Raw genomic sequence first — 11,524 nt, forward strand, 5'->3', positions numbered from 1 at the left:
GGGACCATGCGCTACGCACTTTCGGGCAAGCGGGTCTTCGTCGCGGGCGCGCGCGGCATGGCGGGGGCGGCCCTGGTGCGCCGTCTTGCGCGGGAAGGCTGCGAGGTTCTCGACCACGGCCGCGAACGCGTCGATCTGCGCGATCTGGGATCGGTCGAGGCCTATTTCGCGGATACCCGCCCGCAGGCGGTGTTCCATGCCGCCGGCACCGTCGGCGGCATCCAGGCCAATGATCGCTACCCGGCGACCTTCCTCTACGACAATCTCGCCATGGCGGCGAACGTGATCCATGCCGCCCACAACCGGGGCGTGGAGAAGCTTCTCTATCTCGGCTCCTCGTGCATCTACCCGAAGCACGCCGCCCAGCCGATGACCGAAGACGCGCTGCTGACCGGCCCCCTGGAGCCGACCAATCAGTGGTACGCGGTCGCCAAGATCGCCGGGATCAAGCTGTGCCAAGCCTATCGCCGGCAGCATGGCAGCAATTTCATCGCGGTGATGCCGACGAATCTCTACGGGCCGGGCGACAATTATCACCCCGAGAACTCGCACGTCGCCGCCGCCCTGCTGCGCCGCTTTCACGAGGCGCGGGCGGCGGGAGCGCCCAGCGTGACGATCTGGGGCACGGGGACGCCCTGCCGCGAATTCCTCTACGTCGACGACCTCGCCGATGCCTGCGTCTTCGCCATGAAGGAATGGTCGAGCGAGGACATCCTCAATGTCGGCACCGGCACGGATGTGACGATCGCGGATTTCGCCCGAACCGTGGCCCGCGTCGTCGGCTACCAGGGCGAGCTCGTGTTCGATGCCGACAAGCCGGACGGCACGCCCCGCAAGCTTCTCGACGTGTCGCGCCTGGCCGGTCTCGGCTGGCGGGCCGGCACCGGTCTCGAGGAGGGCCTGCGCCGCGCCTATGCCGACTTCGTCTCGGGCGGAGGCCGGAACCGATGAGCGCCCGTATCCTCATCGTCCACAATCAGTATCAGATTCGCGGCGGTGAGGATGCCGTGGTGGAGCGCGAGGCCGCGGCCCTCGCCCGCGCGGGCTGCGCGGTCGAGACGCTGATCTTCTCCAACGACGACATCCAGGGGCCGGTCGATCGCCTGCGTGCGGCCGTCGAGGCACCGCATGCCCGGCGCGGGATCCGGCGCGTGGTCGAAGCGGTGCGGCGCTTCCGGCCGGACGTGGTCCACGCCCACAACACCTTTCCGCTGGTCTCCCCCGGCATGCATGCCGCGGTGCGGGCGGAGGGGGTGGCTACGGTCCAGACGCTGCACAATTTCCGCCTGACCTGCGCGGGCGCCATGTTGATGCGCGACGGGCAGCCCTGCGAGACCTGCGTCACCGGTTCGCCCTACGCGGCGGTGCGGCACCGCTGCTACCGCGGCTCGCGGCTCGGCAGCCTCGCGGTCGCGCGGATGATCGACCGCCACCGCCGCATCGGCACCTGGACCCGCGATGTCGACGCCTTCGTCGCGCTGACCCCCTTCGCACGGGGCCGCTTCGTCGCGGCGGGCCTGCCATCCGAGCGCATCGTGGTGAAGCCGAACGGTCTTCCCGATCCCGGCCCCCCCTCCGAGATCGCGCGGGACAGGATACTGTTCGCCGGGCGGCTCAGCCGCGAGAAGGGCGTCGAAATCCTGAAGGACGCGGCGGCCCGGCTCGGACGGACCATCGACGTCGCGGGCGAAGGCCCCCTACGCGGGACGCTGGACGGCGCACCGAATCTTGCCCTGCTCGGCAGCCTGCCCGGCACCGAGATCCAGGCGCGGATGGCCCGTGCCGCCGCCCTCGTGGTGCCCTCGCTCTGGTACGAGGGCCTGCCGATGGTGGTCGCCGAGGCTTACGCCGCCGGCACACCCGTGATCGCCTCGCGCATCGGCGCCCTCGCCGACCTCATCGAGGACGGCGTGACCGGCCTCCTCGTCACGCCCGGCGATCCGGCGGATCTGGCGCGGGCCATGGACCGTATCCTCGCCGATCCGTCGGCGGCCCGCCGGATGGGCCTCGCCGCGCGGGCAGCCTATCTGCGCGACTGGACCGAAGAGGCGACGACGGCCTCGCTTCTGGCCATTTACCGGCGCGCCTGCACCGCCCGCGCCGCCCTTCCCCTCCCCCTCTCGCCGTCCGTTCTGGAAATCGTCCGATGAGCCACGACCCCGCGGTCGCCCGGTTCCGCCTCGCCGGCACCGGCATCTCCGCCATCGATATGAAGGGCCTGGTCGCCTCGATCCGGCGCCGCCTCGAATACGGGCGAACGCGGCCCGGCACCTTCGTGGTGTTCCGCGATGCCCATGGCATCGTGCGCGCCACCGAGGACGAGCGCCTGCGCGCCGCGCACGAGGCAGCGATGCTGGTCTGCCCGGATGGGCGCCCGCTCTACTGGCTCGGTCGCCTGCGCGGAATCGACGGCATCGGACAGGTGCCAGGCATCGAATCGGTCGAGGCCGTGTGCCGGGCCGGCCTTTCGGCGGGCTGGCGCCATTACTTCCTCGGCGGCGGCGAGGGCGTCGCGGGCGCGCTCGCGGAGACGATGGCGGCACGATTGCCGGGACTGCAGGTCGTCGGCGTCGAGACCCCCCCTTTTCGCCCGCTGGATGAGGTCGAGACCGCCGCCATGTACCGGCGCATCCGGACCTCGGGGGCGCAGATCCTCTGGATCGGACTCGGTACGCCGAAGCAGGAATTGTTCATGGCCGAGCATGCCCCGCACCTGCCCGGCACCGTGGCGATGGGCGTCGGCGCCGCCTTCGACGTCCTGACGGGGCGCGTGCCGCGGGCACCGAAGGCGTTCCAGGTCATCGGCCTCGAATGGGCCTATCGCCTGCTGCGCGAGCCGCGCCGGCTGGCCGGTCGCTACATTCACACGATCCCGCGCTTCCTGGCCCTCGTGGCCGCCGATCGCCGTCATCGCCCGGCACATATCGCGGAGAAGGTGCGGCACGGGTAACGCCGTCGCCCCGTCCACGCACCCTCGTAGCCTCCTTCAGGGCTTCCTTTCCCCATGCCCGCCGTCGGAGACGGTGGGCATTTTTGTTCGTCCTGCGGCGGGCGGCCGCGGGTCAGTTGAAAAACCCGATGCGGGGCAATGCCCTGAGAGTGATGTTGCGCCCGTAACGGCAGCCGCACAGGGGCGTCCGAGAAGGGAATTGGCAACATCGCTCACGTCTTCTTGGGAAAAAACGGCAATTTGGGTCTTGCGGGCGGAGCCGGACTGGGCGATATACCTCCCGCGCTGAAAATCGGTGCACCGTCAGTATCTTACGATCTTCTTAGAGTGGTGATCGCGAGGCTCTGACGTCCTATAATTTTCGAGGAGAGACACCATGAAGTGGGCTGCCCCGGTCGTTTCCGAGATCTGCGTCGGCATGGAAGTCACGAGCTACGAGTCGGCTGAGATCGATACCTTCAACTAAGAAGGTCGGAGCTGGGCCTGGGCGATCGCGGACGAGCGGGTAGCTACCATGCATGTCGTGATCCTCGGCTCGGCGGCGGGCGGCGGCGTTCCTCAGTGGAACTGCCGCTGCTCCATCTGTTCGCTGGCCTGGGCCGGTGATCCCAGGGTCAAGCCTCGCACGCAGTCGAGCATCGCGGTCTCCCCCGACGGGGAACGTTGGCTCCTGCTGAACGCGTCCCCCGACATCCGCCAGCAGATCCAGGCGAACCCGCAGATGCATCCGCGGGAGGGTCTGCGCCACTCGCCGATCCACGCCGTGCTGCTGACCAACGGCGACGTCGATCACGTCGCGGGTCTTCTCACTCTGCGCGAGGGGCAAGCGTTCACCCTCTACGCCACGCCCGGCATCCTCGGCTCCGTTTCCGAGAACCGCGTCTTCGACGTGATGGCCGTCGACGTGGTGAAGCGGCAGACGATCTCGCTCAACGAGACCTTCGAGCCGGTGCCCGGCCTCAGGGTCACGCTGTTCTCCGTGCCCGGCAAGGTGCCGCTCTGGTTGGAGGATGCCTCGATGCAGATCGGGGCCGAGACCGAGACCACCGTGGGGACGATGATCGAGGCCGGGGGCAAGCGCCTCGCTTACATTCCCGGCTGCGCCCGGGTGACCGACGATCTCAAGACGCGCGTCGCGGGGGTCGATGCCTTGCTGTTCGACGGCACGGTGCTCGAAGACGACGACATGATCCGCTCCGGCGTCGGCACCAAGACCGGCTGGCGCATGGGCCATATCCAGATGAACGGTGAGAACGGTTCGATCACGTCCTTCGCCGATGTCGAGATCGGGCGGCGCGTCTTCGTTCACATCAACAACACCAATCCGGTCCTCGTCGAAGATTCGCCCGAGCGCGCGAGCGTCGAGGCACGGGACTGGACCGTAGCCCATGACGGTCTGACGCTCGACCTCTGAGCCGAAGTGGGCGGTGCTGGGCCTGGAAGTTTGGGCCCCGATCTAATATATTTTGCACGATACAATCGTGCGGTGGCCGTCCTGTCCTTCGAGGACCCGGTTGCCCATTTTAAAAAAGCTCCAGGAAACGCGACCAAGCCGGGGAGAGTCCGACGCCATGACCGCCCAATTTCCGCCCCCCGTCCCTGAAGCCGAGCAGCGGCTGTTGAGCCACGAGGAGCTCGAGACGGCGCTCCGCGATATCGGCGCCCGCCGCTATCACAACCTGCACCCGTTCCACCGCCTGCTGCATGACGGCAAGCTGTCGAAGGATCAGGTTCGGGCCTGGGCACTCAACCGCTACTATTATCAGGCGATGATCCCGGTGAAGGACGCGGCGGTGCTCGCCCGCCTGCCGGACGCACAGCTGCGCCGCATCTGGCGTCAGCGCATCGTCGATCACGATGGCGACCACGAGGGCGACGGCGGCATCGAGCGCTGGCTGAAGCTGGCGGAAGGGGTGGGATTCGAACGCGAGTACATCCTGTCCACGAAGGGCATCCTTTCGGCGACGCGCTTCTCGGTCGATGCCTATGTGCATTTCGTCTCGGAGCGGTCCCTGCTGGAGGCCATCGCCTCCTCGCTCACCGAGATGTTCTCGCCGACGATCATCTCGGAGCGCGTCGCCGGGATGCTGAAGAATTACGACTTCATCACCAAGGAGACCTTGGCTTATTTCGACAAGCGTCTCACCCAGGCGCCGCGCGACGCCGACTTCGCGCTCGACTACGTGAAGCGGCACGCCACCACGCCGGAGCTGCAGCGCGCCGCCATGGCCGCGCTGACCTTCAAGTGCAACGTGCTGTGGACGCAGCTCGACGCCCTGTATTTCTCCTATGTGGCACCGGGCATGATCCCGCCGGATGCGTGGCAGCCGGGCGAGGGCCTCGTCTCGGAGGGTAGCCCGGCGGGGGCGCCCGCTCCCTTCCAGGGTGGCGACGTGCCGCGGCTGCCACGGGGCGTGCGCCTGCGTTTCGATGAGGTGCGCGACAAGCACGTCCTGCTCGCGCCCGAGCGCACCTTCGACCTCGACGACAACGCGGTCGCGGTCCTCAAGCTGGTCGACGGCACGAGCAGCGTGTCGCAGATCGCCCGGACTCTCGGCGAAACCTACGACGCCGATCCGGCCGTCATCGAAGCCGACATCCTGGTGATGCTGGCCGGCCTCGCACAGAAAAGGGTCCTGGAGCGATGAACGCACCGACGCCCGGCCTCTCCCCCAGCGAAGTGATCCCGGCGCCGGTGGGTCTGCTCGCAGAGCTGACCCATCGCTGCCCGCTCCGCTGCCCCTATTGCTCGAATCCGCTCGAACTCGACCGACGCTCGGCCGAGCTCGACACGGCGACGTGGCTGCGGGTGCTGACCGAGGCGGCGTCCCTGGGCGTGCTCCACGTCCATCTCTCGGGCGGCGAGCCGACCGCCCGCCAGGACATCGTCGAGATCACGGCCAAATGCGCCGAACTCGGTCTCTACTCGAACCTGATCACCTCCGGGGTCGGCGGTGCCCTGGGCAAGCTCGACGCGCTCTACGATGCCGGGCTCGACCACGTGCAGCTCTCTGTTCAGGGCGTCGATGCCAAGAACGCCGAGAAGATCGGCGGCCTCAAGAACGCCCAGCCGCAGAAGATGCAGTTCGCCGCCCGCGTCACGGAGCTCGGCCTGCCGCTGACGCTGAACTCGGTGATCCACCGCGGCAATATCCACGAGGTACCGGGCTTCATCGACCTTGCGGTCAAGCTCGGCGCCAAGCGACTGGAAGTGGCCCATACGCAGTATTACGGCTGGGCCTACGTCAATCGCGCCTCGTTGATGCCCGACAAGCGCCAGGTCGACGAGTCGATCCGCATCGTCGAGGCCGCGCGCGAGCGGCTGAAAGGCCAGCTCGTCATCGACCTCGTGGTGCCGGATTACTACGCCAAGTATCCGAAGGCCTGCGCGGGCGGCTGGGGCCGCAAGCTGATGAATGTCACGCCCCAGGGCAAGGTGCTGCCCTGCCACGCCGCCGAGACCATCCCCGGCCTCGAGTTCTGGTACGTGAACGACCACTCGCTCGGCGACATCTGGGCGAAGTCGCCGGCCTTCGCCGCCTATCGTGGCACCTCCTGGATGAAGGAGCCCTGCCGCTCCTGCGACCGGCGGGAGAAGGATTGGGGCGGCTGCCGCTGCCAGGCCTTGGCGCTCACGGGCGATGCCGCCAACACCGATCCGGCCTGCTCGCTCTCGCCCCTGCACTCGAAAATGCGCGATCTTGCCACCGAAGAGGCTGCCGAGAACCCGCCGGACTATATATACCGCACCATCGGGACGAATGTGCAAAGTCCTTTGACCGAGAAGGCACCCCTTTGAACCGTACCCTCCTGCTGGCCGCGCTCGCCGCGGCTTCCCTGACCGTGACCGCCGCGCGGGCGGCTCCCGACGCTGCCCCCCCCGCGCCGACCCCGGTCGCGACCGATGCCACGACGCCGAGTGCGGGCGATCTGCTGTTCGAGCGGCCGCAGATGAAGAACACGGCGCCGGGCAGCACGATCACCTACGATTACCTGCGCCGCAGCGGCATCGTGCGCGGTCCCTACGGCCCGCCGATCAGCGACGAGATCAAGTTCACGATCGAGCCGGGCAAGAGCGCCGAGAGCCGCGACGTGCGGGTCCAGATGTTCTCCGGCGGCAACCGCATTCCGGCGGGGCCGTTCGTGGACATGCCGGGCAATCCCGTGCTGAGCCTGTTCCTCGAGAACCATCTCAAGGGATTGGCCGGACTTCTGGAAGCCAATCCGCGTTATCTCAAGAATGCCATCCGCAAGGGTATGCGCGAGAAGGCCACGATCACGAAGACCGAGGTCGAGTTCAAGGGCCGCAAGGTCGAGGGTTGGCGCATCGAGATGCAGCCCTTCGTCGGCGACCCTCTGACCGACCGCATGCGCGGCTTCGACAATCTCACCTACACCTTCGTCACGTCGCCGGACGTGCCGGGCGAGATCGTCTCGATCCAAGCCCGTGCCACCAAGCCGGATGGCGGCGAACTCCTCGAAGAGAGGCTCGATTATGACCAGAAGGATTCCTGAGGCCCTCGCCGCGGCTCTGCTGGCTGCGGTTCTGGCGGCTCCGGCCCAGGCCGAGGAAAACGATTACCCGACGGATGCCCGCGCCGATTACGTGTTCGGTTGCATGGCCGCCAACGGGCAGACCCGCGAGGCGCTGGAGAAGTGCTCCTGCTCCCTCGACGCGATGGCCGCGATCCTGCCTTACGACAAGTACGTGCAGGCCTCGACCATCCTGTCGATGCGTCAGGGCATCGGCCAGCGCACCACCGCGTTCAAATCGACCAAGATGTTCGATGACCGCGTCGCCGATCTCCGCCGCGCCCAGGCCGAGGCCGAGATCCGTTGTTATCGCGGCGCGAGCTGAAACCGTCCGCGCCGGGGGCTGGTCTCCCGGCGCCCGAGAGGCTAGGCCCGGCCGGCCCCGATGTATTCGAACCCGGTCCGATGTCCGCCACTTCCCCTCCGACGAGCCGCCTGACGGCGTTGCTGCCCGATCTGGGGCGGCGCACCTTGGTGATGGGCATCCTCAACGTCACCCCGGACTCGTTCTCGGACGGAGGCCGGTTCGAAGGCGTCGAGGCGGCCCGCCGGCAGGCTGACACGTTGGTCGCCGAGGGTGCTCAGATCCTCGATATCGGCGGGGAATCGACCCGGCCCGGCCATGTGCCGATCTCGGCCGAGGAGGAGCAGGCCCGGGTCCTGCCGGTCATCGCAGCGCTCGCGCCGCATCTGGCCGTCCCGATCTCCATCGACACCTACAAGGCCTCGACGGCCGAGGCTGCATTGAGGGCGGGCGCAGCCCTCGTCAACGATGTCTGGGGCCTGCAGCGGGAGCCCGACATCGCCCGGGTGGCCGCCGCGCACGGCGCCCCCGTCATCGTCATGCACAATCGTGAGACGATCGACCCGAGCCTCGACATCGTCGAGGACATGAAGCGGTTCTTCGCCCGCTCCCTCGACATCGCCCGCTGCGCCGGCATTCCGGACGCCGACATAGTGCTCGATCCCGGCATCGGCTTCGGCAAGAGCTGGGATCAGCATCTGGAGGCGCTGCGGCGCCTGCCCGAGATCCGTGCACTCGGGTTCCCGCTCCTGGTCGGCGTCTCCCGCAAGAGCCTGCTGGGACGGCTGCACGATCGGGAGACGGCGCCGCGGGATCGTCTGATCGGGTCGATCAGCGCCCATGTGCTGGCCGGCACCCTCGGCGCCGACATCGTCCGAGTTCACGACGTCGCGCAGCATATCGAGGCGCTGCACGTGCTCGACGCGGTGATGCGTCCGGAATCCGCGCGTGGCTGACCGCATCCTCGTCCACCGCCTCGCGGTCTTCGCCCGCCACGGCGTCCTGCCGGAGGAGGAGCGGCTCGGCCAGCGCTTCTACATCTCGCTCGAATGCCGCCTCGACCTCTCCGAGGCCGGGCGAAGCGACGATGTGGCCACGACCGTGAGCTACGCCGATCTCGCACAGATCGCCGTCGAGACCGCCACCGAGCGGCGCTTCGCGCTCATCGAAGCCCTGGCCGAGGCCATCGCCGAGACCTGCCTCGCCCGGTTTTCACGGATCGAGGCGATCCGGGTCCGGATCGACAAGCCGAGCGCCCCGATCCCGGCGATCCTCGATTACGCTGCGATTGAGATCGAGCGGGAGCGCCGCACATGACGTCCGCCTATCTCGGCCTCGGCAGCAATATCGGCGATAAGGCGGCAATGCTCTCGGCCGCCGTCGCGCGGCTGGCCGCATGGCCCGGCATCCGCCTCGTCGCGCGCTCCGCCGATTACCGAACGCCGCCCTGGGGCGATACGGATCAGGATTGGTTTCTCAACGGCGCGGTCGCCGTCGAGACCGATCTCACACCGCACGAATTGCTGGAGGCCTGCCTGTCGATCGAGGCGGCCCTCGGCCGGGTCCGCGAGCGCCGCTGGGGCCCGCGCGTCATCGATATCGACGTTCTGTCCTACGAGGGCGTCGAGGTGTCCGACGAGCGGCTGGTGTTGCCGCACCGTTTCGTGCGGGAGCGCGCCTTCGTGCTGGTCCCACTGGCCGAGATCGCCCCCGACCTCGTCATCGGCGGCGAGACCGTACGCGACGCGCTGGCAAAGCTCGACGCGACGGGGATCGAGCGGAACGAATGAGACAAGGCCCGGATGCATCTCGCATCCGGGCCCTGTTTCTCACGATCGACCGAAGGCCGCCTCAGGGATCTTTCGCGTCGCCGCTCGCTTCGAGGAGCTTGTTCTCCTCGGCGGCGAGCAAGGGGACGCCGTAATCGCGCAGCACCTTCTCGATGTCGTCCTTGCGCTTCCGCAGAACGGTATTGATCGTGCGCTTCCAATCGTCCTCGTTGTGGCGCACGCCCATGGAGACGCGGAAGGTGAGCGCCGGACGACCCGGCTCGTTGAGCAGCGGCACGACATCCATCGGCACGCCGCTTTCCCGCGCCAGCCAACCGGCGGACGGCCCCCACAGGATCGCGACATCGACCTTCTTCTCGGCGAGGTCGGCGATGACCTCGGCCGCCACCGTCTGGTGCTTCCGGTCGGCGGCGAAGGTGTAGGGCGCGTAGGGAATCAAACGATCGCCCGCGAGGCCCACCTCCGTCAGCCGGGCAACCGGCGGCGTGCCGGCGATGATGCCGATCTTCTTGTCCTTCAGCCGAGGGTCGTCGAGCCCCTTCAACCCATCCACTTCGCCCTTGCGGGTCACCACCGCATAGGCCGAGCGATAGTAGGGATTGGTCGGCTGGACCACCTCGCCACCTGAAGTGCCGATGATCAGATCGCACAGCCCAGTGCCGAGGGTGTTGCGGACAAAGCCCGGTCCCTGGGTGAGCCAGTAATACCGCAGCTTGACCTTGAGTTCGTCGGCGACGATCTCCGCGATCTTGTTCTCGAAGCCGCCGCCCTTGCGCTGCGAGTACGGCATGTTGCCGGGATCCGAGCAGACCCGCAGGACATCGGTAGTGACGAGGTCCGGCAGGTGCTGGGCCCGAGCGTCGCGCGCTCCTGCTGCGATCAGCAGGAGCGCGACGACGGGAAGGAGAGAGTGGCTGCGGGGCATCAGCCGCCCAGGCACTCCGCCTCCGCCTTCTTGTAGGCCTCCGGCTTGTCCTCCTTCTCGCCCGGACGGGCGCGGCCCCAGGCGCCGGCGGCGCGGGCACGGAGATACACGTAGAGGTCGTTGGCGTAGCACATGACGTTCTTGTTGTCGCCGAAGGCGGGCATCACCTGGTTCTGGGTGTTGTTCACCTCCTGCTTGCCGCCGGCGAGGATGCCGTAGAACTCCTCGTAGGAGAGGCGCTTCAGCGAATCCTTGAGGGCCGGGGCGTAGGTCGAACCCATGCCATCCGGGCCGTGGCAGACGTGGCACTCGGCGTGATAACGGCGGTAGCCAGAATAGGTGTACCAGTCGACCTTCTTGCCGTCGTTGGTCACGCGGAAGGTCGGGTGGCCGTCCTTGTCCGTGTACTTGCCATCCTCGTCCTTCACGGCCGTGGCGGCCTTGAGGACCGGCTCGTCGATTTCCTTGGCGTTGGGATCGAGCTTGTTGGCCAGCTCAGGCTTGGCATCCTGCGCGGCGACGAGAGTGGCCGTGGGAACCGTTCCGATGACGGCGGCGCCGACGAGACCAAGCAAAGCGAGGGTTTTCATTGAGGACAACGACGTTTCTCCCGAGACCACGATGTTGCACCGCAACGTAAATCGTGCGGTTACCGCAGCGTCTTACATGCTTATCATAAAATCATAAAGATGCCGGCGCGGGAACCGCGCCGGCATCTCTTTGCATGGGCTGGCCATGCGACCGAGCGTCTCTTGCGACAACTTCCGGTTTAGGGAAGGACTTCCCGCCGGATCTTGCGACCGGCGAGAAGTGTCGTTGAGACTTAGTTGTTCGGCAGGGAGAAGACGGTGAGCTGGCCGCCGAGGTTGGTGTAGCTCGACAGGGCCGCGTAGCCGCCCACCGCGCCGAGGCCGGCGTTCGGGTCGGTCAGGCCGGCCGCAAGGCCGATGCCCGCCCAGCCGCCGACGCCCGACAGGACGCCCACGTACTGCTTGCCCTTGTGCTCGTAGGTCATCACGTTG

Annotated in this window: 14 protein-coding genes and 1 pseudogene; 12 read left to right on the forward strand and 3 right to left on the reverse strand. The window is 67.6% G+C overall.

Features of this window, described 5'->3' with window-relative positions; all coding sequences use genetic code 11:
* Nucleotides 1-6: 6 nt before the first annotated feature.
* The 12 genes from MFF26_RS20190 to folK all read left to right on the forward strand — a co-directional run bounded on the left by MFF26_RS20190 (nucleotide 7) and on the right by folK (nucleotide 9,577).
* A complete protein-coding gene (locus tag MFF26_RS20190) occupies nucleotides 7-951 on the forward strand; it encodes a GDP-L-fucose synthase family protein (RefSeq protein WP_373324505.1) in 945 nt (314 codons plus the stop codon).
* Nucleotides 948-2,150, forward strand: coding sequence for a glycosyltransferase (locus tag MFF26_RS20195; protein WP_137829691.1), 1,203 nt, complete (start codon nucleotides 948-950; stop codon nucleotides 2,148-2,150). Before MFF26_RS20190 ends, MFF26_RS20195 begins: the two co-directional genes overlap by 4 nt.
* Nucleotides 2,147-2,950, forward strand: a complete 804-nt coding sequence (locus tag MFF26_RS20200; protein ID WP_137829692.1) for a WecB/TagA/CpsF family glycosyltransferase — start codon at nucleotides 2,147-2,149, stop codon at nucleotides 2,948-2,950. Before MFF26_RS20195 ends, MFF26_RS20200 begins: the two co-directional genes overlap by 4 nt.
* A 376-nt stretch (nucleotides 2,951-3,326) precedes the next feature.
* Complete coding sequence (gene pqqA / locus MFF26_RS20205; protein ID WP_007564431.1) at nucleotides 3,327-3,416, forward strand: pyrroloquinoline quinone precursor peptide PqqA; 90 nt, start codon at nucleotides 3,327-3,329, stop codon at nucleotides 3,414-3,416.
* 48 nt (nucleotides 3,417-3,464) lie between these two features.
* Nucleotides 3,465-4,364, forward strand: a complete 900-nt coding sequence (pqqB, locus tag MFF26_RS20210) for a pyrroloquinoline quinone biosynthesis protein PqqB (protein ID WP_137829693.1) — start codon at nucleotides 3,465-3,467, stop codon at nucleotides 4,362-4,364.
* Nucleotides 4,365-4,521: 157 nt separating this feature from the next.
* Nucleotides 4,522-5,598, forward strand: a complete 1,077-nt coding sequence (pqqC, locus tag MFF26_RS20215) for a pyrroloquinoline-quinone synthase PqqC (RefSeq protein WP_137829694.1) — start codon at nucleotides 4,522-4,524, stop codon at nucleotides 5,596-5,598.
* Complete coding sequence (gene pqqE / locus MFF26_RS20220) at nucleotides 5,595-6,749, forward strand: pyrroloquinoline quinone biosynthesis protein PqqE (RefSeq protein WP_137829695.1); 1,155 nt, start codon at nucleotides 5,595-5,597, stop codon at nucleotides 6,747-6,749. Before pqqC ends, pqqE begins: the two co-directional genes overlap by 4 nt.
* Nucleotides 6,746-7,465: a hypothetical protein gene (locus MFF26_RS20225; protein ID WP_137829696.1), complete on the forward strand. Its 720-nt coding sequence runs from the start codon at nucleotides 6,746-6,748 to the stop codon at nucleotides 7,463-7,465. The genes pqqE and MFF26_RS20225 overlap by 4 nt, the downstream gene beginning before the upstream one ends.
* Nucleotides 7,446-7,808: a hypothetical protein gene (locus MFF26_RS20230; protein ID WP_137829697.1), complete on the forward strand. Its 363-nt coding sequence runs from the start codon at nucleotides 7,446-7,448 to the stop codon at nucleotides 7,806-7,808. Before MFF26_RS20225 ends, MFF26_RS20230 begins: the two co-directional genes overlap by 20 nt.
* An 80-nt stretch (nucleotides 7,809-7,888) precedes the next feature.
* Nucleotides 7,889-8,743, forward strand: a complete 855-nt coding sequence (gene folP / locus MFF26_RS20235) for a dihydropteroate synthase (RefSeq protein ID WP_137829698.1) — start codon at nucleotides 7,889-7,891, stop codon at nucleotides 8,741-8,743.
* Nucleotides 8,736-9,104: a dihydroneopterin aldolase gene (gene folB, locus MFF26_RS20240; protein ID WP_137829699.1), complete on the forward strand. Its 369-nt coding sequence runs from the start codon at nucleotides 8,736-8,738 to the stop codon at nucleotides 9,102-9,104. The genes folP and folB overlap by 8 nt, the downstream gene beginning before the upstream one ends.
* Complete coding sequence (gene folK, locus MFF26_RS20245) at nucleotides 9,101-9,577, forward strand: 2-amino-4-hydroxy-6-hydroxymethyldihydropteridine diphosphokinase (RefSeq protein WP_238308452.1); 477 nt, start codon at nucleotides 9,101-9,103, stop codon at nucleotides 9,575-9,577. Before folB ends, folK begins: the two co-directional genes overlap by 4 nt.
* Nucleotides 9,578-9,638: 61 nt before the next feature.
* Here the strand turns inward: folK and xoxJ are convergent, their stop codons facing one another.
* From xoxJ to MFF26_RS20260, 3 genes and pseudogenes are all read right to left on the reverse strand, one after another.
* On the reverse strand, nucleotides 9,639-10,502 hold the full coding sequence (gene xoxJ, locus MFF26_RS20250) for a rare earth element methanol dehydrogenase accessory protein XoxJ (protein ID WP_137829701.1): 864 nt from the start codon (nucleotides 10,500-10,502) through the stop codon (nucleotides 9,639-9,641).
* Nucleotides 10,502-11,092 carry a methanol metabolism c-type cytochrome XoxG gene (gene xoxG / locus MFF26_RS20255; protein ID WP_137829750.1) on the reverse strand — a complete coding sequence of 197 codons (591 nt, stop codon included), beginning with the start codon at nucleotides 11,090-11,092 and terminating at the stop codon, nucleotides 10,502-10,504. The genes xoxJ and xoxG overlap by 1 nt, the downstream gene beginning before the upstream one ends.
* 233 nt (nucleotides 11,093-11,325) lie before the next feature.
* Nucleotides 11,326-11,524, reverse strand: a pseudogene (locus MFF26_RS20260) (PQQ-dependent dehydrogenase, methanol/ethanol family); the annotation flags it as partial.

Origin of the sequence: Methylorubrum suomiense, assembly GCF_022179765.1 — a bacterium.
Classification (GTDB): Bacteria; Pseudomonadota; Alphaproteobacteria; order Rhizobiales; family Beijerinckiaceae; genus Methylobacterium; species Methylobacterium suomiense.

What these genes read in the sequence shown, in the direction of transcription:
- MFF26_RS20190 (WP_373324505.1), top strand. Translation starts at nt 7, where the DNA reads ATGCGCTACGCACTTTCGGGCAAGCGGGTCTTCGTCGCGGGCGCGCGC.
- MFF26_RS20195 (WP_137829691.1), top strand. Translation starts at nt 948, where the DNA reads ATGAGCGCCCGTATCCTCATCGTCCACAATCAGTATCAGATTCGCGGC.
- MFF26_RS20200 (WP_137829692.1), top strand. Translation starts at nt 2,147, where the DNA reads ATGAGCCACGACCCCGCGGTCGCCCGGTTCCGCCTCGCCGGCACCGGC.
- pqqA (WP_007564431.1), top strand. Translation starts at nt 3,327, where the DNA reads ATGAAGTGGGCTGCCCCGGTCGTTTCCGAGATCTGCGTCGGCATGGAA.
- pqqB (WP_137829693.1), top strand. Translation starts at nt 3,465, where the DNA reads ATGCATGTCGTGATCCTCGGCTCGGCGGCGGGCGGCGGCGTTCCTCAG.
- pqqC (WP_137829694.1), top strand. Translation starts at nt 4,522, where the DNA reads ATGACCGCCCAATTTCCGCCCCCCGTCCCTGAAGCCGAGCAGCGGCTG.
- pqqE (WP_137829695.1), top strand. Translation starts at nt 5,595, where the DNA reads ATGAACGCACCGACGCCCGGCCTCTCCCCCAGCGAAGTGATCCCGGCG.
- MFF26_RS20230 (WP_137829697.1), top strand. Translation starts at nt 7,446, where the DNA reads ATGACCAGAAGGATTCCTGAGGCCCTCGCCGCGGCTCTGCTGGCTGCG.
- folP (WP_137829698.1), top strand. Translation starts at nt 7,889, where the DNA reads ATGTCCGCCACTTCCCCTCCGACGAGCCGCCTGACGGCGTTGCTGCCC.
- folK (WP_238308452.1), top strand. Translation starts at nt 9,101, where the DNA reads ATGACGTCCGCCTATCTCGGCCTCGGCAGCAATATCGGCGATAAGGCG.
- xoxJ (WP_137829701.1), bottom strand. Translation starts at nt 10,502, where the DNA reads ATGCCCCGCAGCCACTCTCTCCTTCCCGTCGTCGCGCTCCTGCTGATC.
- xoxG (WP_137829750.1), bottom strand. Translation starts at nt 11,092, where the DNA reads ATGAAAACCCTCGCTTTGCTTGGTCTCGTCGGCGCCGCCGTCATCGGA.